Source organism: Methanosphaera sp. BMS, assembly GCF_003268005.1.
Lineage (GTDB): Archaea > Methanobacteriota > Methanobacteria > Methanobacteriales > Methanobacteriaceae > Methanosphaera.
The window spans coordinates 2,482,234-2,507,917 of record NZ_CP014213.1 but is presented as its reverse complement, the minus strand read 5'-3'; the positions used below and the strand labels follow the sequence as shown (position 1 = coordinate 2,507,917).

Sequence of the window (25,684 nt, the reverse complement as noted above, 5' to 3'; positions counted from 1 at the left end):
GATGAATATTGTAATAAAAATTATTACTTATCATGAAAATACTTAAAAATAATATTGGAACAATATGCAAAAAATACTATGATGATTTAAATTATAACGAAAAAACACCAAAAAAAATTATATAAAAAAAATGTTTCAAAAGAAGAATATGATAATTTAATTCAAATTATTCAATTCTTCCTTGATTTTATCGAATGCTTCATCTTTATGATCCAGTTGAGTCATTCCGGCTCCTTGTGCAAGGTTTGGTTTACCTCCACCACGTCCACCCAGATATTCACCAATTGTTTTTATAACATCCCCCATTTTTAGTCCTTTATCAACTACTTTTGAATTGGATGATGCCACGATATTTCCTTGGTTATTGATTACAATTGCAAGATCAGCGACTTGATCCTTTTCAACAAGGTTTGTTGCGATTTCCCTTAATTGTCCTGCATCGGCATCTAAAATTTGTGTCAATAGATTATATCCGTTAACCTCTTCAACATCATTTTGTAAAGTTGATATTTTTGCCTCTGCCAATTGTTTTTCCAAGTTTTTAATGGTTTTTTGTTGTTCTTTCCATTCATTGAAGAACCTGTCACATGTTTTTGGCAGTTGTTCGGCATCGACGCCAAACACATCACTACTTGTTCTGATTATATCATCGTTTTCTTGGATTCTATCTATAGCTGCATCCGCTACCGAATATTCTATCCTTTCCACACCATCTTGTACTCTTTCGGTTCGGAGAACTTTGATTATTCCAATATCCCCCGTTGAGCTTACATGAGTACCTGCACATGCCTCAACATCAACACCAGGAATTTCCACTACACGTATGTCCTTTCCAGGAACTATACCTCCCTGGTACAGTTTAAATCCATATTTTACTTCAGCGTCAGTACGGTCATACCACTGTATGTTAACCGGAAGGTTCTGTTTGACATATTCATTCGCCAATTTTTCAATTTGCTTTAAGTCATCAACCGTCACACGTTTGTAGTGTGACAGGTCAATTCTTGTCTTTTCTATTCCATTTTGGGAACCGGCTTGCCAGATATGTTTTCCAAGCACCTGACGTGCTGATGCTATTATAAGGTGTGTTGCTGAGTGGTTACTTGTTAAGAGATCTCTTCTTAATGCATCGATATTTCCTTCAATTTCCTCGTTTTCAATGCCATCAAGTTTATCGATATCATCTTTTGCAACATGATGCAATACGACCCCATTTACTTTTTCGGCGTAGGTTATGTTCAATACTCTTCCATCGGCTCTTGTTATTGTACCTTCATCTGATGGTTGTCCACCACCTTCAGGGTAGTATATTGTCTGATCAAGGATTATCTTATTTGAATCGACCACTCCCAATACTTTTGCATTGAATGTTCTTTGTTGTAAGTCATCATAGAATGCCAGGTATGTTGGAGGATAGTCTAATTCCAGTGCCTCAACTTCTTCTTCCTCTTCCTCTTCGTGAGCTGCTGCTATCTGTGTGTAGAAGTTATCAGGTATGTTTGCATCAAAGTCATAATCCTTACATATTTCTTCGACTGTTTCAGGAGGTATTCCATTGGAGTCATAGAAGTTTATAAGCATATCTGTTGGGAATGAGGTTATATTATCCTTTTTGAGTTTGTCTATTGAACGTTTAACAAGGTTTTTACCCTTGGTTAGTGTTGTATGATAACGTTCCTCTTCCAAATCGGTTATGTTAAGGATGTGTTTGGCATTATCCTTAATTTCAGGATAAGTTTGACTTAAAAAATCAAGTTGAATTTTCATTATATCGGATAATGATTCGTTCAATCCCAATTCATTCATGTATTTGACTGTACGTCTTAGTACCAGTCTTGCAAGATATCCCTCTTTTACATTTGATGGAATTATACCGTCAGCGAGCATGAAACTTAGACATCGTGTGTGGTCAGCAACTATGTATATTGCTTCCATAGGACTTGTTGCTTTTCTTAAAACTTCCTCATCAAGGTTAAGTTTATCTGCTACTTTTTTACGTAGAAGCTTTAAATCAGATATGTCTTCAATATCCATCATACCTGCTATACGTGCATTTTCAGATAATATTTCCGTGTCTAGTTCAACTCCACTTAAATCAGTTAATTTTTCTATTACTGAACCGAATGTAGCATCATATGCTGTTGGTGTTCCTTGACTTACCCATGCAATTCTTTCCAGTCCATAACCTGTATCAACTATTTTTAATGGAATTTCTTTAAGTCCCTCTTTTGTAGTTGCATATTGAATAAATACAAGTGTTGCTAGTTCCACTCCATGAGCACATATTTCAAATGAAGGTCCCTCGTTTCCTCCACCTTTCCACCATGACTCGATGTAGGTTATTTCTTCAGGGTTTATTCCTATACTTACAAGGAATTCATGACAGTATCTGAGTGTATCATCCTGCCAGTAGACTTTGTTATCATCACTGTTGAATGCATGGTGGGCTCCCATTGTAAAACAGGTCATGTGACGGCCTGTCCTACCAACATTGTCAACATCATTTAATCTGATTGATGGTTGAGCGATTGTCAGTGGATTTGCAGGTGGTCTTACCATTCCACTTGTTACCCATGGTTGGAAGTCATATATTGATGCTCCTACAAGAAATACATCATTTCTCCATCGTTTAGCAAGTACTGGGTATCTGTCTATTGGTGTATGATTATTATTTGCAAAGAAGTCACGGAATTTCTTTTGTATTCCCATAAGGTCATATTGTTTATCTGTTACGGGATTACCTATAAATTCGTATTCATCACATGGAGCATCTCCACATGTTGATCGTTGCTTTATTGACCAGAATGTTTGTCCACATTTCTGACATTTTTGTTTTTTATATCCTAATTCTTCTAATATTAAAGTCAATATCATCACTTAATCTCAAATTTTTTTATGAAAGATAATATAAAATATGAATTTAATGATTTAATTTTATTACAATTGATTGGTAAACATTAAAGTTTCATAGATGCTTAAATCTTTGTAATCTATGGTATAAAAAATTAATTATAATGAGATTCAATGATTTCAGATAGGACAATATTTCATACAGTTATTCAATTAAATTTCAGGTCTAGTTCATCTTGTGGATTTCAAGTTGAAATTATTGGGAAAAAGACCCCACACCATGTATTATGGGAGATTGTAAACTTCTTATTTAACAGTTACCAATCCTGTATTGGAATTTAATCAAAAAACAATTTATAATGAATATTTTAATATGAACAGAAAATTATCAGACTGATTTCAAAGAACAAAATATCTTCTGCAAATATTATAACAAATATGGTCAAATTAATATCTTATTAAAAAAAAAACCAAATAAACAGTTATAAAATCATAATATATACCAACACTCTATTCATAAAAAAAATATAATAACCAAAGTAGATATATATTAATTAATCAATTACTATTGCAACTTTTTTATTGATTTGTTAAGATTATTATTTAATGTGATTGATTAGTCAAACATGAGAAGGGAATAAAATGAAAAAAATAAATGCCGCCTTTTTTATGGTGGCAACGGTTATCTTGATACTTTGCATATCTGTAGTATCGGCACATGAAGATGTAGAACAAGATGACAATACATTAACCTGTCAACTTAGCGAAGATAATACAATGACCACTATAAAAACCATTGATAATAATAAATTGATGGATAAAAAATCCAAGGAGGCTCTAGTTAACGGCCCTGATTTGGACAGACAGAAGGAACATTCAGAGGTTGATGATTCAACCGAAAAAGTTAACGAAAGAAGAAATAATGAACAATATGATAAAAATTCAAGACGACACATCAAGTCAAGTGATGAAACATCTAAACCCGATTTGATTAGGGCATCATCATCGGATCGGATTGGTGTTGGCGAAGAGATTGATGTGGAACTTATCATAGATGATTATTACATGGTATACACAAACGAGACTGTAAACGGCTTTGTTAGCATTGACGGAATGGTAACGGGGAATGTTCTGGTAGATGTATATATCAACAACACAAAATATAACACTACAACATCTGATGATGGACAATTTACTGTAAACTTCATGCCACAAGCAAAAGCAAGTGACATCAAAATATACGCTGTAGTCAAAACAAAAACAAGTGATGTCGCCACAACAAACTTCGTTGGAGACCTAAAAATAGATTTAGTCACAAACAACACTACACCAGTAGACGTTGAAGACTACATTGCAGGAGAAGTATATGTAGAATATGAAAATGAACGCTTACCCGTAATATCTGGAACAGAAGTAACAATCAACATAAACGGAACAGAATACACTACAACAACCGATGATGAAGGAGAATTCATGCTAGCATACACACCAGAAAATGCTGGAACACTACCAGTAACTGTAAATGTATACGATGCTCAAGAAACTGCTGAAATCGAAGTAACAGGTATTGATACAAAATTCTTAGTAGCCAACGATGAATACGTTGTAACAGTAATAAGTGGACAGCCATTCACATTCAACGCTACATTAGTAGATGTTGATGGTAAACCAGTAGCTGGTGCAACAGTACACGTACTTATTGAATCAAGTGAAGGTCGTCTTCTAGTAGAAGAAAACGTAAGAACAAACGATAACGGATACTTCAAAGCAACCACAATCGTAGCAAACGAAACTGGTGAAGATTTAGATTACTATGGATATGCTACATTCTATGGTAACAACAAATATAACCCATCCGAATTATACTCTGAAGAGTTAGAACAAGGTTATATATGGGTAGTAATCGAGCCAGATGAAGGATATATTGTAAACCTAAACGAACAAGCAGAAAACACATTCGTATATGGTGAAACTGTAAGCTTTACTGGTGACGTGACAAAAGACGAAGAACCAGTAACCGATGGAGAAGTTGAAATATACGTCAACGATGAACTAGTTGGAAAAGCAGTCCTAGATGATGAAGGTCAATTCAGCTTAGACTACACACCAGAAACAACTGGAGAATTCACAGTAGTAGCTGTCTATAACGGTTACAACTCTGAAGTAGATGAATTCGAAGTAGTCAAAGCAGAAGTAAGCATCGAAATCGATGAAATTGATCCAGTCAAAGTAGGTAACAATGTAACCATAACTGGTACAATAACAAACAACAACAACACAGAAGTACCAGTAGCAAATGAAGACCTAACTGTAAGTGTAAACTGTGCTGAATACCCAGTAACAACAGATTATGAAGGTAAATTCACATTAAAAATACCTACAGAAATTGGTGGAACAAACAACATAACAGTTGAAATAGCAGATTCAGAATTATATGAAGATGCAAGTGAAGACGCAGAATTTGAAGTAGTAAAACAGACACCTACCATATCAATTGAAACAACTGATGCTAAAGCTGGACAGAACACCACAATAAATGGAACTGTAACAGATGAAGATGATAACCCAGTAGCAAACACACCTGTAAGAGTAGAAATAGGCAATGGAATCTATGAAACAACTACAGATGATAAAGGTAACTATGAAGTACAAGCTCCTGTACAAGCAGGCAAAAACCCAATAACAGTGAAAATTAATGAAACCGCCACAACAAAATCTGCAACAAAGAACATTACAATAGCTGTTAAAAAACAAGAAAGCACTACAACTGCAGCATTAACGAATAATACTGCTGGAAACGTCACTTTAACTGTGAATGTGACTGATAAGATAACAAAACAACCTATAACAAGAGGAAACATTGAAGTAATAAACATGAAAACCAAGAAAAAGGTTGCAAATGCTGTAATTACCGGAGCAAACACCACCATCATAACAAGCTTAAATGAAAGTGGTTCATATAATCTGACGGTAAAATTCATGGAAACCGAGATATATAACACCAGCCAATGTACCTTAAACAATGTCAACGTTCAGAAACGTGCAGTAACATTAACCCTAACGACAATAAACAACACTGTAAACAATACAGCTGTAAACATAACAGTTAGCGATAAGACAAGTGGTAAAAAAATAGCAAATGCACAGATAAGAATAATCTTACCAAACAAAACGACAATAAATGCAACTACTGACAGCAAAGGAATGTTGATACAATCACTGACTTTGCCGGCGGGCAAAAACATATTAAATGTGACATATATCGGCTCAAAAACTTATAGTAATACATCCAAAAGCAATACGATTGATGTCAAAAAGATTACGACAAAGACTACGATAAATACTGTTACGGCATATCTTGGAGATGAAATCACACTTACAGCAAAAGTAACTGCATCAAATGCAATAGCAGTCAATAATGGAAATGTAATCTTTAAACTAAACGGTGTGACAATCAAGGATAACTGTAAACTATCCGGTAGTGACAACCCACTCAAGATAAAAGTAGTAAACGGTGTTGCAACTGCAACTATAACGGCCGATTCCAGTATGAGAAATGCAAATCAAATCACAGCACACTACATAGAAAACACGGACTACACAGCATCAAACAGCACAACCACTAAAATAACACCAAAACCTAGAACAGCAACGATAACAGTAACAACAAATACGAAAAAAATTAAGCAGGGACAGAACCTGACAATAACCGCTAAAATATATGACACCACTGGTGGTAAAAAAACAACCAACTTAATATCTTCAGGTGATGACTTCGTATACTTCAAGATAAACGGAGTAACACTCAAAGATGCGAATGGCCAAATGCTTAAAGTCAAAGTAGTAAACGGCGTGGCAACGATAAACTACACCGTACCCCTAGGATTATCATGCGTAACCGACACCAAGACCATGACACCAAAGAACCATACAATACTAGCAGTATACTACAACAAAAACTACGCAGATAACATCAAAAACACGACAACATTCCAACTAGAAAGATCCGACATAACAATCAACCTAGTCAATGCTACGATAAACAACAAGACACACACTTTATCCATGAAGATTACCATCAAAGACTACCTTGGCAATGTGGTTACTGGACCGAATAAACTCATAATAAAAGTTAATGGGGTAACACTCAAAAACGGTACCCATGTACAGTACTTCTACACAACCGATGGAATATTAAACCTTAAAAATATCCCCGTACCGGCATCCAAGAACTACGCCACGATTGAAGTCATAACACAGGACAGACTGGCCTACGAGTCACAAAGAAATAGTACGACAAAAATTAAGATAACAAACTAACCACCCACTTTTCCCTTTTTTTAACCGACGTGGTCGGATGATTTTTTAAGCATTGACAGTTATCTGTTATTATTTTTCAATTATTGTGTTGCATGATGTATATGTTCAAGTATCATAATAATAAAAATGATGATGTAATTAGTTATATTCGTCACATGTTTAATTATATCAATTACATTCACCATAACTTAGCGTTATATTAAAGATGTTTTTGAATATAATGATTTGAATAATCGTTGAAAAAACTGAAAATTTACGATGGGTAATGATGAGGTCTTATTCTGAAAAATTTTTCACATAACAAGTAAATGAAAAATCAGTTAGGTATAGACATATATTGGGACATGATTATTTTCTGTAAAAAAGGACAGTTAGATAATATAAACGTTAATGGTTTAAAAGGAAAATCCATAATACAAATAATTATAAATTGAATTTGGGATAAGATAAGTAAAAAATAGATCTGACAAGTTAAAAATAAAAATAGAACTGATTAATTAACATAAGAAAAAAAGATTAAAAAGAAGATGGATAATGAACTTATCCGAATAAAGCACCAAGACCTGCTGCTGCTACTTCTTCTTCGTCTTCTTCATCTTCTTCTTCTTCAACTACTTCTTCTTCAGCTTCTGCTGCTGCTGCAGGTGCTGCTGCTCCTGCTGCAGGTGCTGCTACTGCTGCTGTTGCGATAGCTTCTTCAATGTCAACATCTTCTAATGCTGCGATTAAAGCTTTGATTCTAGCATCGTCTGCATCTACTCCAGCTGCTGATAAAATAGCTGCTACGTTTTCTTCATTAATATCTTTGTCTGCTGCGTTTAATAATAATGCTGCGTATACGTATTCCATGTTAATACACCTTTTTAATTTATATATATGTTTTTTGTAGTTTTAAATTTTTTATTTTTTTAATCTTTTTTTATATATATATTAAAAGTAACCCCTAACTACAAAAAGATTACAATTAATTCCTTAAATCAAAGCCAAATTATCCGAAGAGAGCTCCAAGACCTGCTGCTGCAGATACTTCTGCATCTTCTTCCTCTTCTTCCTCTTCTTCTTCGACTTCTTCAACTGCTTCTTCTGCAGGTGCTGCTGCTTGTGGTTGTGATGATAATTTTTCTCTTAACTCATCATCAAGAGCATCATCTGATAATTGTGATGCAATAGCAAGCATCTGTGCATATGCTTTGGATAATATTTGATCAGTTGTTTTTGAGGTTAATATGTTAGCGTTAATAGCTAAGTTCATAGCATCTCTTGCTGCTTTCTGTATGAGTAAAGGAGCAGATTCGCTGTTTAATATACCTGCAAATACTGATAAATTAATAGCACTTTGATAAGCACTTGCAATACTTGTTTTAGTTTCTTCTTCATCAATTTTAAGAACATCAGCAGTGTAAATTGTATTGTCTTCATATACTGCTAATAAATCTATTCCCACTTCCATTGGATATATTTCCAATTTAGTTAAAACATCTGCTACGTTTTTAGGAACAGGTTCTCCTTCTTCTACAACAACTGCGTCTTCTTGTACAACAATAGATCCTTTGTCTATTTTTGCTGGAATACCGGCTTGCTGTAATTCACCAAGAATTGGACCTGGTGGGAATGATGTATCTCCTGCTGGAACTACTATATCAGCTGGAGCTATAGCACCAGCTTTTGCTGGAGCTTCCGTTTTACTATCTTCTAAGATTTTAAATAGTTTAAATGGATTCATTTCAGTGAAGACCATTGCTGGTTGTCCTTCCAGATAATCTGATAAACCTTCAATGTTTTCTTTACCTACGTTTTCTAAAGCAATTTTAATGAAATTTTTACGTGACATTTTTAAGATTGCTTTACCTGATAAAGATTTTCTCATAGTTTGTAATTGAGGTGCTGGTATATCAGCCAAGTTTACAATTCCTACAATTTCATGAGAATTTGTTAGGTTTTCAAGATCAGCTACTTTTTCTTTTTTCCAATCTGCAACATGAGGCATCTAAATCACCCTCGTTACAGGTCCCATTGTTGTTTTTAAGTACATTGCCTTAATTTGTTTGGAACCTTGTTCTAGATTTCTATCAAGAACATCTATTACAGCATCAATATTTTCAGCTATTTGAGCTTCAGTCATATCTTCTGATCCTACAATAGATTGTATTAATGGTTGGTCTTTCACTCTTATTTTAACTGTGCTTTTGAGTCTTCCTAATATAACTTCTGGATTTGCACTTGCTGGAATTGGTTTAGGCATTTTTTTCCTAGGCCCTAAAACTGGTCCTAAGAATCTACCAACTGTTGGCATTAAATCTGCTTGTGCAACAAAGAAATCATAGGTGTTTGCTAATTTTTTAGCTTCAGGTCTGTTTTTACCTAATTCTTCTAATTTTTCTTTGTCAATTACAATGTCTGCACCAGCTTTTTCAGCCTGGTATGCTAATTCACCTTCAGCAATAAATGCAACTGTTACATCTTTTCCACGTCCATTAGGGAGAAGCACTTCTTCATCTAAACGGTTTTCTGGTTTGTTTACGTCTAAATCGTTGATGGTTATGACCACATCAATAGACTGTGTGAAGTTTCTCGGTTTTGATTCTTCTAAAACCTTCTTCACTGCTTCTTCAATTTCTTGTGACATTCAATTTCCTCCAATGAACCGATGAATCAATCATCGAGTCCAACGTGTATAAAATATGTACCACGTACATTGTATAAAATTTTTATATTTAAAGTCTAATCATTTAGATTAATATATCATTAAATAATAATATTAGTTACAAAAACCTAACGAAGTATTTACTGTGCAAATACATCGTCATAATCTCCATTATCGATGTCTTTTTGAGTTTCACGTCCGTCTTTACCTTCAACGTTTATACCCATACTTACACATGTACCGATTACTTCTTTAACTGCGTGTTTGTAATCGTTTGCAAGTAAGTCATCGAATTTCATTCTTGCAACTTTAAATGCTTGTTCAACTGTGAAATCAGCTGCTACTTCAGTACCTGGTTCATGTGAACCACTTTGTATACCTAATTCTTCAAGAACTAGAGCTGTTGTAGGTGGTGTTCCTACAGATACTTCAAATTCTTTAGTATCCATATCAGCAGTTATTTTTACTGGTACTTTCATACCACTGAAATCAGCAGTTTTTTTGTTGATTTCTTCAACAACTTGCATCATATTAATACCTAATGGACCTATAGCTGGACCTAATGGTGGTCCCGGTGTGGCTTTTCCACCATCCACTAGGATTTCAATAGTTTGACTAGCCACTATTCAGCCTCCTTTTGTATTAATCTGATTTGGTCACCCTTGACGGTAACTGGTATTGGGACTGCTGCTTCAATTAACTCCAATACCACGTCTTCTCTGGCTTCATCGACACGAACAACTTTTGCTTTTTCATCTTTAAACGGACCAGAAGTTAATTCAACAATACTGCCTTTGACTATATTGCTCATAGCAGGTTCTGGGTTTAAATATTGAGTAATTTCATCAAAAGATACTTCGCCTTCGATTATACCTCTCAAATTAGGAACTTTTAATGCATGATGCCTAATATCTAATACTTTGGTAGATTCAACAAAGAAGTAACCTTTCATACCTTCCGGTAATAAAATTGCTGTTATTCCTAAGTCTTCATGTTTAACACTTTGTGCTAATAAATCTACGGCCGCTTGTTCACGACCCATTATTGCTCTCATTGCATATATCATTTTTTCACTTTTCCTCTTTGAGATAACTTTCTTCATTTTGAATAAAGAGTATACGAATACTCTTATTTTACTATTATTTTGCTTATGAATAGAATATTACTTGAGATAGTATTGATACTATGAATCCAATTACCCCAATAATTATAATACCTAAACCTGTAACTTTTGCTACGGTTTTGTATTCATCCATATCAGGTTTTTTGGACACTCGTAAAACTCTTTCACACTGTTTTAAAAAACTACTTATTGATTCTTTGTTTATATTCATTATAACTACCTGCATTAAAAATTCATAAAATGAGAAATTTAAAACCTAAGATAGGGATCATATATAATATATACTTCTAACTATTAATAAATCTTTTTATTTTATAGAAGTAGAAAATAAGTTTATCATCGGGTTTTTTAAACATAACCATATGATCCATCCATGAAATAATTTTTAAAATTATTTTCATTCTCCTAACGTTAAACTACATACATTTATAGGAGTTTTGATCAAATGAATTTTTTTAAAAATTTTAATGATATTTTTTGATATTCATAAATTTTTTTTAACATGCCCCTGTGCTTAAAAAGCTATGCATGAATAAAATACGAAAAATAGAAAACTATAAAAAATAGTATTACCTACAAGAAAAAAAATGAGGTATTAAATATGAAACTCATATTTAGAATACGTCATCAATAAATCCTTCTAAGTCCGTATCTGATGTTGATTTTTCTTCTCCACGTGGTTTTTCCTTATATCCATCATTTGATGAACCAAGGATTGATGGAGAGTTTACACCTGCTACTACAATAGTTGTTCTTACAGTGCTTGCAAGATCATCTTGTATCTGTGTACCCCAAATGATGTTTGCTTCTGGGTCTAATTCATCAGCTACGATTTGTACTATTTTCTCAGCTTCATTTAATGTTAGATCGTTACTACCTGTTATGTTAATAAGTGCACTTTTAGCGTTGGATATGTCTAAGTCAAGTAATGGACTGTTGAGAGCTTCATGTACTGATTCAATAGCTCTATCACCGGTATCTGATTCACCCATACCAATCATTGCCATTCCACTGTCTTTCATTACGCTTTTTATGTCTGCGAAGTCTAAACTTACAAGTCCTGGTTTTGTAATCAATTCTGTTATGCCTTTTACGGCTCTTCCTAATAATTCATCTGAAACCATGAATGCTTTATTTATTGGTAGACTTGGAGCTACTTCCAATAATTTATCATTAGGAATAACCAATACTGTGTCAGCTGCTGCTTGTAATTTTTCAAGTCCTTTTTCAGCATTTTCTCTTCTTCTTAAACCTTCTGCACTGAATGGCATTGTAACTACAGCTATGGTTAATGCTCCACATTTTTGTGCTATTCTACTTATAACTGGTGCTGATCCTGTTCCTGTTCCACCACCGAGTCCACAAGTAACAAATACCATGTCTGCTCCATCAATCATTCTTTTTATTTCTTCTTCACTTTCTTCAGCACTTGCTTCTCCAACATCTGGAATTCCACCTGCACCTAATCCACCACAGGTTTCTTCACCGATTAATATTTTTTCATTGGATTTACTGAAGAATAAATCTTGTGCATCGGTATTTATAGAAATAGTTTCTGCTCCTTCAATACCTATTTCACCAAGACGGGATATAGTATTGTTTCCTGCTCCACCAGCTCCTATAACAAATATTTTTGCTCTGCTTCTGTTTATAATATCAACTAATTTTTGGTTTACATCATCTAGACCTGAACTAGCGATATTTGGTCTTTCTGTAGTTTTAGCTTTTGTATCATTTAAGCTATCTTTTATTAGAGATTTCACTTAACACCCTCACAATAATTATAAATTAATATATAGTTTTTAATACTTTGGTATTATTTAATTATTTTATAAATAATTACGTTAACACCATCGTTAAAAACTATTTTTAATAGTTATTATAATAGATACTTGAAAAAAACAGATAAAACTATTTTTATTTCCATAATGAATTTGTTAATTCATTTTATACCTATTATTATGATATTATAGTTTATAATATTTGTCAATATTAATTATTAGATACATAATTATTTTAAAATAATTAATCTTATATTATTATATTTATTTGTTCTTGGAAATATATAAAGTTGAGTTATATGAGTAAACATATTTCCAGTAGCAACATTTAATATTTTTCATTTTTATTCTTAAAATGGCTTTGTAGAAAACCTATACTGAAATGAAAAAAATATTTTTAAAACTCTTTTTTAAATAATTAAAATACTAAAATACATAAATTTTACACTTGAAATTTACATGTTACACTTGAAGCAAGTGTAAACATGATTTTAAAGAATAATTAGTTGCTGTTGAAAATCAGGTTGCTTAAATCAGAAATTAAAGTATTATTAAAACTTTAATTAGAAATTATTGCATAAATTAATCTTTATTTTTTAATCTAAAAATAACAAACTCTTTTTATTTTGAATTGATAATTATATATTTGTTATTCATTATTTTAATAGTTTTAGGTAAGTTTTTATAATATTTAATTAGGGCTTTGTTTAAATTATTAAAACAGTGATTTATATCATTATTTATTAATATTGTGATAAATATTAAGTCTATTATAAATATTAATATTGTTTAGAATGTTATTTTTGAAAATAAGGTTGTATAAATGTTTATATAATGTGTGGAGTAATATATATTATTATGAAGAAAAATACAAACTCCACATATAAATGTTTGAGTGAACTTCCATTTATTTTTTGTGGTCCCTCTGGTGATGTAGAAGTTTACGAAGATATCAATCCCGAATTAATTGAACACCTCTTAGTTATCTGTAAAATATGTAATAAAAAATTACGTATCATAAAAAGAGAAACTATTTGTCATGTATGTAATAAACCTCTTACACGTAATGGATATAAGTCTGATTATATCAACAATACAGATGAAATACATTTACAAAAATATAACCATAGAAAATGTGAAAACAGTAGTTGTATGGCTTCAGCAAAATCTATTAAAGAAAAAAATTGTACGTATACTAAATCAGTACAAGAAAAGAGCGTATTGATTAATTTGGTTAATTATGAATCATATGAGAAAAAATCAGAGGAAATAGCCAATCAAATGGGTGCAAAACCCCACAGATCTACCTTGTTCTATTATCATAAAAAATACTCAACAGAACTCTTCGAATATTTAGAACACCTACAATTCAAAAGAATAAAAGAACTCGATATAAAAGCTTCCGGCATATATTGCTTTGACGAACAGTACGTCTTTGTAAATAAAAAACTATATTTAAGACTTACATTGATAGATTACCATAATAAACTTATTATAGGCGATTTTCTTGTATGTGAAGAAGATTACAATAACCAAACCATACAAGAATTCCTAGAAGAATCATTGAAAGATCAACCAGTTGAAGTCATAGTTACTGACGGACGTAAAGGATACAAAAGCATAATAGAAGCAGTAGGAGCAATACAACATCGATGCTTCTTCCACATAATGCAAAACCTCATGACACCACTAACCAAATACATAAACAGAAAAAACAGACAAATCAAAACACTAGAAGGAAAAATCAAAGATAATAAAGAAAAAATAGCAAATATCAAGGCAGTAAAAAAGATTTATACAGGAAGAACACCATATTCAGACAAAAAAACAATAAGACAAGAAAAAAGAATAAAAAAATACGAAAACAAAATAAAAGACTACAAAAAAGAAATCAAAGAAATAGAAAAGGAACTCAAAAAAATTGACAAACAAAAAGAACGAGTACATAAAATATGGGAATCCAAAACATTCAAACAAGCAAAAAGAAGATACGACACAATACACAACCAAAAAGACCAACTAAACCCCATAATAGCATCATTCTTAGATAAAATAGAATCCAAATTAGACGTAATGCTAAATCACCTAGAAAACGAATCAATACCAGCAACAAACAACAGAGTAGAAAACTACTACAGAACAACCCTACCAAGATGTCAAAAAAGAATATACAGAACACTAGAAGGACTAAAAAGAAGAATACGAGAACAACAAATACGATGGACACACAGAAACATACTAAACCAAAACACACCACTCAACTACCAAACCACATACAACTAAAAAAAAAACAACCTCATATTCAACAGCAACATAATTATAGTTTAAAAAGTAATACATGAAAAAACAAGTATTTATAATAAAAATAGAATAGGTATTATTATGCAAACCAGAAATATCTATTCTATAAATAATTATATGCATTCTAGACAACTTAAACTTTTCGATTTTTGGAATGCCAAGACATGAAACCCCTTCTTTATATCAATTATCAAAAATTGAAAAAGTTGATTTAACTGGCAACATGATGTTAGATTTTGTTTTAACTGCATATAATTATGCTAAATTAACATTTAAAAAGTATTCTTCACAATATTCTAAACAAAAATACACACAACCCCAATTATTTGCAATTTTAGCATACAAAACATACAATAAATACGATTATAGGAATACAATAGAAAATTTAAAGATATCTACTAAATTACAAAAGGCTTTAAAGCTTAAAACAATCCCCCATTATACAACTATCCAAAAATTCTTCAAAAAAATTACCCGTTAAAAAATTACCCGTTAAAAAATTAAATCAAATAAAAACATTACTTTTACAACACTTACCCCGTATCTGAATGTTACTTCAGTTTAGATGGAACAGGATTCACTAATTCATATTCCGACATATATTACAACAACAGAACTAAAAAAAACACGCCGAAGTTATATCAAAAAATCATATCACTGTGGATTCACAATATATGTTAATAAGACACCACAATGCTATAAAAGGACCAAAAATACGATACAAACTTTGCAATAAGTGCAATACTGGCAATAGGATGTTATAAACCAACATACATATTGTAGACAAAGTATATGATACTGAAGTTATTAAACAAACAATAACTGAAGAAACAACCGCATTACCCCTAGATACCTATAAAAACAAGACAAAAAAAGCGGTACCTATAGAAGCAAATGTAGAGCAATATTCAGACCTCAAATATACAGATTCAGAAACCAAGTTGAAGGAGTAAATAGTGTTGAAAAAAAGAAAATTTAGTGGAATAAACAGCAGTAGAAGTACTAATTTACAAATAAAAGAAACAAAACTAAAAAAATATATCTTATAATATTTACCGATCCTATTCAAATTGTACAAAAATAGGGATTTCTACAGAGTCGAAAAAAAAACAATTAAAAGTAATACTTTTATCAAAATATTTATATATTACTTTAAATAAAATTATTAACTATACCATTAATAATATTTTATTATATAAATTTAATATTTTATTATTATTGGTGTGTAGATAGTTGTTATGTATAAGAGTTTTGTTGTTCGTATTTATCCTGATGAGGTTCAGGAGAGTTTTTTTATTAATCAGTTTGGTTGTTGCCGTTTTGTTTTTAACACTTTTCTGGATGCTAAAAAGACTTTATACTCAGATAGTGGAAAGTATTTGTCTTTTTATGATTGTTCGGCTATGTTGACTGAGTTGAAGAAGTCTAAGACTTGGTTAAAACGAGTTGATTCACAAGCTTTGATTGAATCGTTGAAAAATTTAGAAAATGCTTTTGACAGATTTTTTAAACACCTTAGCAAGTATCCACGCTATAAAAGTAAGTATAATCCGGTACAATCTTATAAAACCAATAATATCAATAACAACATCAGAATTATGGATAAATGGATTCGTCTTCCTAAGGTGGGTTGGATTCGATTTCGTACACATCAAAAGATATCCGGCAAAATACAATCTGTCACTGTTAAACAAAAAGCATCCGGTAAGTATTTTGTTTCTATTTTATGTAAAGATGTCACAAGGAATGTTTTTAAGAGTAATGATCGTAGTTGTGGTATAGATTTGGGAATATCACGTTTTGTCACAATAAACACGGGCGAAATAATACATTTCCCACAACAAAACAAGATCATACAATTAGACAAGAAAATACGAAGATTTCAAAGAAAACTATCCAAAAAAGAAATTGGCAGCAAAAACTGCAATAAAATCAAAAAGAAGATAGCCTTAGCATATGAAAAAAGACATAACATACTAGACTATCATTTCTATAAGATAGCACAACGATTAACAGAAAAATATCACGTAATCTCTATGGAAACACTAAACATTAATGGCATGCTAAAAAACAGCAGACTATCACGAAGTATACAAGAAAAATCCTGGCACATGTTCATCAGAATACTAGAACAAAAAGCATACGAACACGGACGAAAACTAATACACATAGACCAATGGTACCCCTCCAGCAAAACATGCAACAACTGTAAATACCACAAAGAAGACCTAACACTAAACAACCGAACATGGACATGCCCCCATTGTGGTAATAGACATGATAGGGACATTAATGCTGCTAAAAATATACATCAGGAAGGATTAAAAATAATTAATCAAATACAATATTGATTATTATATTTATTTATATGAACCGAGGGTTTCCCGGGGATCGCCTGTACCATTTACTATGCTGCGTTGGCGGCAATTAGGCAGGAATCAAATGACAAATACAATTACTCAATATGAGTGAGAATTGTATATTGATGAAGAAAGGATAATATTGAAATAGAATATTTCCCTCTGTAAAAAATTATATTTGAGTTATTACTCATACTTCACTCAAAGCAAGGTTTTCTACAGAGCCCTTAAAATGATATATTTATTATGTCATGATTTAAATACTTTGACTTAGTAGATAAAATTAATAATCAAATTATTAAAAATATAGATTAAGAAATGATTTTTTATTAATGACAAAATAATGGGGAAAGATACATGAAGGCATTTTCATTTTTAGATAAAATCCAAAGCGTCGCTACCAATACCATGGTTTTGGATAAAGGATTCGGATATAAATATGTGGAAGACTCCTTAAAATTAACTGGAGAATACTTTAACTTATTGAAATTTGGGTGGGGAACATCCATATTATATGAGGAGGAATTAATCAAAGACAAAAATCAGTTATACCAATCATATGACATTAAAACATATACGGGCGGAACATTATTTGAACTTGCAAATAGTTACAACAAAGTGGAGGAATTCCTTGAACAGCTGGACAAACTTGGTTTTGATGCCGTGGAAATATCTGATGGATCTACAACAATAGATGATACCGCAAGATATGAAGCCATACAAATGGCAAAAGATTCCGGTTTTTATACGTTAAGTGAGATTGGTAAGAAAAATCCAGAAATGGATCATCAGTATTCAACACAGCAAAGAATTGATTTGATTAATAGGGATTTGGAGCATGGATCAGATTTGGTCATAATTGAAGGCAGAGAAAGCGGTAAAAATATAGGTATCTATGACGATAAAGGAAACATTAAAAATGAGGAGTTAAATCATATACATGAAAATACTGACAATAAAAAAGTTATGTGGGAAGCTCCAAATAAAAACCAGCAGGTCGAATTAATATTAAAACTCGGAAATGATGTTAACCTTGGAAATATCAACTTCAATGACATAATCTCCCTTGAAACACTTAGACGTGGTCTTAGAGGAGATACTCTTGGTAAGTTATAATACCAAGAATTAACTTTTTTTTAAACTGAAATCATTTGATTATCGATGGATGTTCTTATGAAATGATAAGGATAAGTAAGCACTTCTTCCAATCTGAAACAGTAAAAAAGGTCTTGGAATATATTCAGTATTTGTTGAAAAGTATATCAAAAAAAACCGGGCCAACAATATTACTTCCACCATCCACCAAAATGTGATGAACTGATTGAGATTGCATATGCTTATGAAAAACTTCAATCAAAAAGAAGTGATTTTTGAATACTACCACTTCCATATAAGAAAATTCGATACCCTAAAATCGATGTTATCGACATGATTTAACAGTATATCCAACATATACGGCAGTTATATTTCGGATTAAATAACTATTTATATAATTAACTATAAAGTAATATATTAGTAATTTATGTATGATAACATAATCCATACATAAAACAAATCTAAAGATTAAACTCTACAAATTAAAGATTTAACCAGATTTTTTATTGATAATACACAATACAAATACTTAAAAAGAATGTATTTTTAAATATGATTTTGTACTCGCCAATCCCAAAATAAAACAATAATGTAGAGAATAAAAGTAAAAGTGAGATAAGATAATGGCTAGAAAAAAAATAGTATATAACTTTGATTATGATTCTAAATTCTTAAATGAACATAATGTAAAAAAATTAGCATATGATCTTACAAATGATTCAGATACCAGTGCAAAAATATTAGACTGCCTATTTACTGCCGAAGTAACTGATGAACAAATAGCAGAAGCTACAGGTATCAAACTAAACTTCGTTAGAAAAATATTATACAAATTCTTCGATGCAGGAATATCAAATTATACCAGAGTAAAAGATCCGGAAACCCAATGGTTCACATATTACTGGAAATTTGACTCAAGAAAAGCTGCAAGATTAATCGAAAAGGAATATAATAAGCATAACGAAGAAATAAAAGAATCACTAAAATATGAAGAAACAAACATGTTCTTTGTATGTCCAAATGGATGTAGATATGCATTTGATGAAGCAAGCGATTTCCAATTCATATGTCCAAGATGTAATGAAAAACTAGACTATGAAGATAATGAAAGCATCATCAATGACATAAAACAATGGAAATCATCCTACATAATAAATGAAGAATAACCCCCTTAAACTTACTTATTTTAAATTTTTTTACTGTTTGAAAACATTATTTAAGGAGCTAAACATGAATAATGCAGATGAAATAATCGAATATGCCTATGAAAAACTAGGATGTAGTGATTATATTATAGACCATAGTAAAACAGTCTATGAAAGAACAAAAGACATTACCCAATATTATGAGGATGTTGATTTAGAGCTAATCAAATGTGGGGCAATGTTACATGATGTTGGAAGAACAATTACAAATGACATAAGACATGCCTATCTTGGTGCAGACCTGCTCAGAAAGATAAACATAGATGAAAAAATATGTAAAATAACTGAAAGACATATAGGAGCCGGAATAACACCACAGGAAGCCGCACAATTGAAGCTACCAGAAAGAAATTACATACCTCAAACACTGGAAGAAAAGATTGTGGCACATGCGGATAACCTTGTTCACGGAGTAACAAAGGTTGATTTGGACTTTGTAATCAAAAAATGGACCGACAAGAATATGAATCAAGAATCCATAGAACGTCTAATCAAACTTGATGAAGAATTATTAGGTAGAAAAAAATGAAAAAAATAATTGTATACACCGGTTTATCCATTTCATTTAGCGAAGCAGAAAAAATTCTAAAGGCAGAGTATAAACCTCCAATAAAAAGGGGAGACCTATCTGCACTGCTTGAAAATGAAGATGACATAGACATTATAGGAATAATAGACGGCGTATTTCATCAAAGTCCGGCAGTAGCCCATAAGGAAATACTTAAGGCACTCGACAATAACATAACAGTTGTGGGTGGTGCAAGTATGGGTGCCTTAAGGGCCTGTGAATTATACCCCTACGGGATGATAGGAGTCGGAAACATATTTGAGGATTACAAAAACGGAGTAATTGAGTCAGATGATGACGTAGCAGTAAGCTTGAATCCCGAAACATATGAACAACTGTCCGATTCCTGGATTAACATGAAATATAACTTCAACAAAGCATGCAAAGATGATATCATAAATCAAGAGGAAATGAACGAACTGCTTTTAACGTCAAAAAACATATACTATCCTAAACGTAGCTTTGAATATGTGATATCCAAATCATCCATAAACAATGAGAAAAAGGTTAATCTAAATGAATATCTTAAAAAGAATAAGTTTGACGTCAAGCATGATGATGCCAAAGCTGTTCTTGAATACATTAAAAAAATAGCTGAAAATCAAAGTTAAATTTAAAATTAAAAAAAAAGATGATTGAAATAAACCACCGATGGTTATTCAATCATTGCGCGCATTAAATCACTACTTCTTACAAGTCCAATAGGTTCATCAGACATGTTTAATACAGGAACCTGTTCAATATTATGTTTTTTTAGTAAGTTTGCACATTCCTTAACTGATGTTTTACGTGTAACTGATACTAATTTATCCCCATATACATCTTTGACCAATTTATCAGAGAATTTTAATTTATTTTTAAGTATGTACATTACGCTTTGACTATTCCAGGTCCATTTATCCCCTTCAGTACTTACAGAACTATTATGAACCGTTTGTTCTTCAACAACCCTACTTTCATGTATGAAGTCTGTTTCTGTTAGTATACCTGATGCTTTACTATCATCATTTAATGCTATAACTGATTTAAAGTTAAAGAAGTTGGATATTGAATATGCAACTGGAAGTGGAGTTTTATCCCATACTGTTGGAACATTATGCACCATATACTTTTCAACAGGCTCGTTGTTTTCAATTTTCCACAAAGCCTTGTTTGTAATATCCGATGAGGTTACGATACCCACCAACATATTATCGACAGTTATAGGTATTCTTCTTATATTATTATTAATCATCTTTCTAACAACAGATTTCACATCTTCATCTGGAGCTGCAGTTATAGGATTTCTTGTCATAACCATTGCAACCTGATCTTCATCAGGATTTTTAATTAAATCGGAACGTGTGATTATTCCTGCCAATTCACCTGTTTGTTTTTTAACAATAGGAACTCCAGATAAATTTTCTTCCCTTAAAATTTCATAGATAGAACTTATTGTACCTGGCACTGATCCTGCTTGAACTTTTTCAGTCATTATTTCGCTTATTTCCATAATTATCGCCTCGTTGTAAATTAATGATTTTTCAAATAATGCATGACTATCTAATTAGTAATTAAATATGAAAATTATTATTTATAATTACTATTTTGTTTAAAGTAATATAAAAGCTTAAATGAAATTTAAGATAAGACATGCTCTGATAAAAAATTTTTTTAGTTAGTGTGAACTTTTTTAAGTCTTTTTAAAAAAAATAAAAAGGAGTCTATTATAAACTATTTTTTAGCTTTAATAACAGTTTTACCATTCATGTATGGCTGTAACACTTCAGGTATTAATACATCCCCATTTTCCTGCTGATAATTTTCTATAATACAACATATTGTTCTTTCGGTAGCTATGGCTGTACTGTTTAATGTGTGTAATATCTGTGAATCACTAGCACCTGCTTTTCCAACTCTTGTTTTTGTTTTTCTTGCCTGATAATCAGTACAGTTTGTACATGAGACCAATTCCCTATATGCACCGGATCCCGGGAACCATGCTTCAAGGTCATATTTTATTGCGGCATTGTCATTTAAGGCTGAGGACACAATGGCAACTATCTGATAGCTTAAACCTAACTTTTGATATATCTGTTCGGTTACTTCAAGTAGTTTTTCATGTTCATTGGAAGATTCTTCTGGGGCTGAATAAATAAATTGCTCTATCTTTTCGAATTGATGTACACGGAAAATTCCCAAGGTATCTTTTCCATGAGAACCTGCTTCTTTTCTGAAACATGTTGATAATGCACAGTATCTTTTAGGTAATTCTTCAGAATCTATTATTTCATCCCTATGAAGTGCTGCTAATGTTTGTTCTGCCGTTGCTATTAGGAATAAATCCTCATTTTCTACTTTGTAAAGTGTTTCTTCAAATTCACCCAGCTCTGATGTTTCCTTAGCTACCTGACTTTTGATGAAGAATGGTGTCTGAAGAGGTGTGTATCCTTGAATTGTTAATTCGTTTAATGCAAATTGAATCAATGCTAAATTTAAAAAGAGAATGTCCTCTTTTAAATAGTAGAATCTTGAACCGGATACCTGTGCTGCAGTCTGTGTATCTGCCCCGTCAATTAATTCCATGATGTCAACATGGTTTAATGGAGTGAAGTCAAATTCCTTTTTTGTTCCGTATGTTCGGATAATCTTATTATCGTCTTCAGTATCGGATACAGGTACCTTCTCATCAATGATGTTTCCTACCTTATATCGGTATTCATCACGTATCTGTTCATATTCTGCTATTTTTGGCTGTAACTCTTTTATGTCATTAGCTACCTGTTTTGATTTTTCAACAACCTCTTGGATATTACCATCCTTTTTGGCTTGTTTGAAAGATTTGGATAATTTATTCTTTTCTGAACGAAGATTGTTTAGTGTTTGTAAACCGTCCCTCCATAAATTATCATATTCAATAACTTTTTCTACATTTTCAGTACTTCTAAATCTTTTTTTCTCAGATTCCAACACTTTTTCTGGGTTATCTCTGAATAGTTTTATGTCTAACAATGTATATACTCCTATAATTTAGTTTATTGAAGATTTAAAAATCATCTCTTGTTAATTCAACAAATGAATCAGATTCCTCTTCTTCTTCAATTATTAAATCCAATATTTCGTCTTCGTATGATGTTTCTTTATTAGCCGCTTTAATTTTAGATTCTTCTATAACATCGGTACTGACGCTGGTAACTTTTTTAGCTTTCTTTTCCTTGTTTTCTCTTTTCTTGTCATAGGTTTTGTGAATATCAGTATCATCTGCAAAGATAAATTCTGCTTCATCCACCTGTTTTTCTTCTGAAACTTCTTCTTTGGAAACGTCCTCTGAAACTTCTTCAGGGGCTACTTCTGAAACTTCTTCCGAAAGTGTTGTATCTTCCTCTGAGAAGCCTGTTGATTCTTTAGTTACTTCGTTAGAGTTATCAATGATTACTTCATCGGCATCATCATCAACTTCTTCTATGGCTGTTTTATATTCCCCTACAGGTTCTGTTTTTTTGTTTAAAGATGTTGATTTGTCAGCACCTTCTTTAGTATCTTCCATTGCGGATTTATCTTCATATTGTGTTAGATTGTTTTCACCAATACTGTTTTCGTCATATAATTCCAATTCGGAATCTGCATAGACATCAGTTCCGGCTAGTTTATCAAATAACCTTGATGGGAAACCTAACACTTTACCAATAATAACATCGAATATTAATGGTATCCAAAAACATTTGGTTATATTTCTTATGAATGCTGAATAGTATGAAATATATCCCTCTTCATCAGATACATATAATTTCATTACCTTTTTACCGATTGTTTTATTTGTTTTAGCTTCCATTATAGTAAAATAAGCAATTGTTACTATAATCGTTACTGCATAAGGATAATATGCAGATATGAATGGAACTTTAAGTAATGATATTGGAACAAACAAAAGGTTATTAACTATTGAAATTAATAAAAATACCACGATAAAATCGATTATACATGCAGATAATCTTTTTGTAAAATGTTCCATTAGTATACCTCCTTCTAATTAACATACCCTAGGCACAGGATCTGCAATTGGCGGTTCGATTAATCTTTCACCGCCTATAACGGTTTCCATTATTACACGTTTACCTTCAACAACTTCACCTATAATTTGTGCATCTTTTCCATATTTTGTTTTTTGTATTGCTTGAAGTGCATCTTCGGCAGTGTCTGCCTTTACACCCATCACTATTTTACCTTCATTTGCTACTTCAAAAGGATCAATACCGAGCATATCGGAAACTGCTTCCACTTCGGGTTTTACTGGAATTCTTTCTTCATCAAGATACATTCCTACAGAAGCCTTGGTTGCCATTTCGTTTAATGCATTTGCTATTCCACCACGTGTTGGATCCTTCATTGCAGTTATCGTTCCAACTTCTTTGGCTGCCTCGACCATACTCCATACAGGTGCTACATCTGATTTTAGTTCTGTTTCATAACCGAATCCTTCACGTTTGGACATGATTGCCATTCCATGATCCCCTACACTACCTGTCAGGATTATTTTATCTCCAACTTCCAGTCCAGAGTCCCGTACGACTTCATCCTTACGTCCTATTCCTATACCGGCAGTTGTGATTATCATACTGTCTAACTTATCACTGTCTATTACTTTGGTATCTCCCGTGATTATTGCGGCATCCACTTCTTCACAGGTTTCATTCATGGATTTGATTATTTTTTCCAAGTCTTCTCTTTCAAATCCTTCACTTATTACCATTGCATTACTTAAAGATACGGGTTTTACTCCCATTACAGATATGTCATTCAATGTTCCTGCAGCTGAAATACGACCAATATCCCCTCCCGGGAAAAATAATGGTTGTACAGTATGGCTGTCAATGGTTGTTACTACAACATGTTCATCATCAAGTGGTATTGTTGCACTATCATCCAAAGATTCTAAGCCTATTCCGCCATTTACACTGGTTTTTGAAATATTTCCCAATATGATGTCTGATATCATATCTTGCATTACTTCTCCACCAGCTCCATGAACCATATTAATTTTATCATCATTATATGCCATTAATAAATCCTTCCATTATGTTAAATTATATATTAATTTATAGATATGTTTAAGGTAATATTTTATTTTATCCCTTTTCTATGCAGAGACTTGGCAAAAATAATTATAAGACAAAAAAAGTATTACCCATATAAAGTTAAGAAGGAAAAAAACTTCCATAAAAACATGTAACGGATAAATACTCAATTTTCATCCTAAAGCAAGTAAAACAATAAACAATACAGCCACCCTTTCTTCTTATTACTAAGAATTAAAACCCGGGCCAAATCCATATTGCATTGAATACTAAATTTTCACCTTTGTTCAAAACAAATAATGACAAACATGGGCAGTATCCAAAATACAGTCTGAGTTTTGATGTCTGTAAACCATATAACATTATCTGATAAATCATTTTAT

20 protein-coding genes are annotated in these 25,684 nt (G+C 32.1%); 8 read left to right on the top strand and 12 right to left on the bottom strand.

All coding sequences use genetic code 11. From position 1 onward, the window contains the following. Positions 1-156: 156 nt before the first annotated feature. Positions 157-2,874 (bottom strand): alanine--tRNA ligase, encoded by a 2,718-nt coding sequence (gene alaS / locus AW729_RS09490; protein WP_112124886.1) that lies wholly within the window; start codon positions 2,872-2,874, stop codon positions 157-159. Between the two features lie 618 nt (positions 2,875-3,492). On the opposite strand from alaS, the gene AW729_RS09485 reads away from it, so the two are divergent. Next, positions 3,493-7,170 carry an Ig-like domain repeat protein gene (locus AW729_RS09485; protein WP_112124885.1) on the top strand — a complete coding sequence of 1,226 codons (3,678 nt, stop codon included), beginning with the start codon at positions 3,493-3,495 and terminating at the stop codon, positions 7,168-7,170. Between the two features lie 540 nt (positions 7,171-7,710). On the opposite strand, the gene rpl12p is transcribed toward AW729_RS09485, so the two are convergent. The 7 genes from rpl12p to ftsZ form a co-directional block, all read right to left on the bottom strand. Next, entirely contained in the window at positions 7,711-8,019 is a 309-nt protein-coding gene (gene rpl12p, locus AW729_RS09480; RefSeq protein WP_112124884.1) for a 50S ribosomal protein P1, read from the bottom strand. Positions 8,020-8,158: 139 nt separating this feature from the next. Next, on the bottom strand, positions 8,159-9,157 hold the full coding sequence (locus AW729_RS09475; RefSeq protein ID WP_112124883.1) for a 50S ribosomal protein L10: 999 nt from the start codon (positions 9,155-9,157) through the stop codon (positions 8,159-8,161). After that, positions 9,158-9,796, bottom strand: a complete 639-nt coding sequence (locus AW729_RS09470; protein ID WP_112124882.1) for a 50S ribosomal protein L1 — start codon at positions 9,794-9,796, stop codon at positions 9,158-9,160. Between the two features lie 158 nt (positions 9,797-9,954). Further along, entirely contained in the window at positions 9,955-10,437 is a 483-nt protein-coding gene (locus tag AW729_RS09465; RefSeq protein WP_112124881.1) for a 50S ribosomal protein L11, read from the bottom strand. Further along, on the bottom strand, positions 10,437-10,880 hold the full coding sequence (locus AW729_RS09460; RefSeq protein ID WP_112125280.1) for a transcription elongation factor Spt5: 444 nt from the start codon (positions 10,878-10,880) through the stop codon (positions 10,437-10,439). Before AW729_RS09460 ends, AW729_RS09465 begins: the two co-directional genes overlap by 1 nt. Positions 10,881-10,962: 82 nt before the next feature. Continuing rightward, positions 10,963-11,148, bottom strand: a complete 186-nt coding sequence (locus tag AW729_RS09455; protein WP_112124880.1) for a protein translocase SEC61 complex subunit gamma — start codon at positions 11,146-11,148, stop codon at positions 10,963-10,965. A gap of 403 nt (positions 11,149-11,551) precedes the next feature. Then, positions 11,552-12,637, bottom strand: a complete 1,086-nt coding sequence (gene ftsZ, locus AW729_RS09450; protein ID WP_394339571.1) for a cell division protein FtsZ — start codon at positions 12,635-12,637, stop codon at positions 11,552-11,554. Positions 12,638-13,576: 939 nt separating this feature from the next. Between ftsZ and AW729_RS11335 the strand changes: the two genes are divergently transcribed. The 7 genes from AW729_RS11335 (at position 13,577) to AW729_RS09410 (ending at position 20,858) form a co-directional block, all read left to right on the top strand. Further along, the gene (locus tag AW729_RS11335; RefSeq protein ID WP_162685841.1) at positions 13,577-15,001 is read left to right on the top strand and encodes a hypothetical protein; all 1,425 of its coding nucleotides are present in this window, start codon (positions 13,577-13,579) and stop codon (positions 14,999-15,001) included. A 172-nt stretch (positions 15,002-15,173) separates the two neighbouring features. Further along, positions 15,174-15,500, top strand: coding sequence for a hypothetical protein (locus AW729_RS09435; RefSeq protein WP_112124878.1), 327 nt, complete (start codon positions 15,174-15,176; stop codon positions 15,498-15,500). Positions 15,501-16,257: 757 nt separating this feature from the next. Continuing rightward, a complete protein-coding gene (locus AW729_RS09430) occupies positions 16,258-17,370 on the top strand; it encodes an RNA-guided endonuclease TnpB family protein (RefSeq protein WP_112124877.1) in 1,113 nt (370 codons plus the stop codon). A 366-nt stretch (positions 17,371-17,736) separates the two neighbouring features. After that, positions 17,737-18,495: a phosphosulfolactate synthase gene (gene comA / locus AW729_RS09425; RefSeq protein ID WP_112124876.1), complete on the top strand. Its 759-nt coding sequence runs from the start codon at positions 17,737-17,739 to the stop codon at positions 18,493-18,495. A 602-nt stretch (positions 18,496-19,097) separates the two neighbouring features. Continuing rightward, a complete protein-coding gene (gene tfe / locus AW729_RS09420; protein ID WP_112124875.1) occupies positions 19,098-19,640 on the top strand; it encodes a transcription factor E in 543 nt (180 codons plus the stop codon). Positions 19,641-19,704: 64 nt separating this feature from the next. Further along, positions 19,705-20,208, top strand: a complete 504-nt coding sequence (locus AW729_RS09415; protein ID WP_112124874.1) for a TIGR00295 family protein — start codon at positions 19,705-19,707, stop codon at positions 20,206-20,208. Then, positions 20,205-20,858: a TfuA-related McrA-glycine thioamidation protein gene (locus AW729_RS09410; RefSeq protein ID WP_112124873.1), complete on the top strand. Its 654-nt coding sequence runs from the start codon at positions 20,205-20,207 to the stop codon at positions 20,856-20,858. Before AW729_RS09415 ends, AW729_RS09410 begins: the two co-directional genes overlap by 4 nt. 44 nt (positions 20,859-20,902) lie before the next feature. Here the strand turns inward: AW729_RS09410 and AW729_RS09405 are convergent, their stop codons facing one another. From AW729_RS09405 to hypE, 4 genes are all read right to left on the bottom strand, one after another. Beyond that, positions 20,903-21,739 carry a CBS domain-containing protein gene (locus AW729_RS09405; protein ID WP_112124872.1) on the bottom strand — a complete coding sequence of 279 codons (837 nt, stop codon included), beginning with the start codon at positions 21,737-21,739 and terminating at the stop codon, positions 20,903-20,905. 221 nt (positions 21,740-21,960) lie between these two features. Then, a complete protein-coding gene (serS, locus tag AW729_RS09400) occupies positions 21,961-23,238 on the bottom strand; it encodes a serine--tRNA ligase (RefSeq protein ID WP_112124871.1) in 1,278 nt (425 codons plus the stop codon). A 34-nt stretch (positions 23,239-23,272) separates the two neighbouring features. Continuing rightward, a complete protein-coding gene (locus tag AW729_RS09395; protein ID WP_112124870.1) occupies positions 23,273-24,238 on the bottom strand; it encodes an RDD family protein in 966 nt (321 codons plus the stop codon). A gap of 18 nt (positions 24,239-24,256) precedes the next feature. Then, the gene (gene hypE / locus AW729_RS09390; protein ID WP_112124869.1) at positions 24,257-25,285 is read right to left on the bottom strand and encodes a hydrogenase expression/formation protein HypE; all 1,029 of its coding nucleotides are present in this window, start codon (positions 25,283-25,285) and stop codon (positions 24,257-24,259) included. Positions 25,286-25,684 lie beyond the last annotated feature (399 nt).

Coding starts and splice junctions, on each gene's coding strand:
- alaS (WP_112124886.1), bottom strand. CDS start 2,874: ATGATATTGACTTTAATATTAGAAGAATTAGGATATAAAAAACAAAAA.
- AW729_RS09485 (WP_112124885.1), top strand. CDS start 3,493: ATGAAAAAAATAAATGCCGCCTTTTTTATGGTGGCAACGGTTATCTTG.
- rpl12p (WP_112124884.1), bottom strand. CDS start 8,019: ATGGAATACGTATACGCAGCATTATTATTAAACGCAGCAGACAAAGAT.
- AW729_RS09475 (WP_112124883.1), bottom strand. CDS start 9,157: ATGCCTCATGTTGCAGATTGGAAAAAAGAAAAAGTAGCTGATCTTGAA.
- AW729_RS09470 (WP_112124882.1), bottom strand. CDS start 9,796: ATGTCACAAGAAATTGAAGAAGCAGTGAAGAAGGTTTTAGAAGAATCA.
- AW729_RS09460 (WP_112125280.1), bottom strand. CDS start 10,880: ATGATATATGCAATGAGAGCAATAATGGGTCGTGAACAAGCGGCCGTA.
- AW729_RS09455 (WP_112124880.1), bottom strand. CDS start 11,148: ATGAATATAAACAAAGAATCAATAAGTAGTTTTTTAAAACAGTGTGAA.
- AW729_RS11335 (WP_162685841.1), top strand. CDS start 13,577: ATGAAGAAAAATACAAACTCCACATATAAATGTTTGAGTGAACTTCCA.
- AW729_RS09435 (WP_112124878.1), top strand. CDS start 15,174: ATGCCAAGACATGAAACCCCTTCTTTATATCAATTATCAAAAATTGAA.
- AW729_RS09430 (WP_112124877.1), top strand. CDS start 16,258: ATGTATAAGAGTTTTGTTGTTCGTATTTATCCTGATGAGGTTCAGGAG.
- comA (WP_112124876.1), top strand. CDS start 17,737: ATGAAGGCATTTTCATTTTTAGATAAAATCCAAAGCGTCGCTACCAAT.
- tfe (WP_112124875.1), top strand. CDS start 19,098: ATGGCTAGAAAAAAAATAGTATATAACTTTGATTATGATTCTAAATTC.
- AW729_RS09415 (WP_112124874.1), top strand. CDS start 19,705: ATGAATAATGCAGATGAAATAATCGAATATGCCTATGAAAAACTAGGA.
- AW729_RS09410 (WP_112124873.1), top strand. CDS start 20,205: ATGAAAAAAATAATTGTATACACCGGTTTATCCATTTCATTTAGCGAA.
- AW729_RS09405 (WP_112124872.1), bottom strand. CDS start 21,739: ATGGAAATAAGCGAAATAATGACTGAAAAAGTTCAAGCAGGATCAGTG.
- AW729_RS09395 (WP_112124870.1), bottom strand. CDS start 24,238: ATGGAACATTTTACAAAAAGATTATCTGCATGTATAATCGATTTTATC.
- hypE (WP_112124869.1), bottom strand. CDS start 25,285: ATGGCATATAATGATGATAAAATTAATATGGTTCATGGAGCTGGTGGA.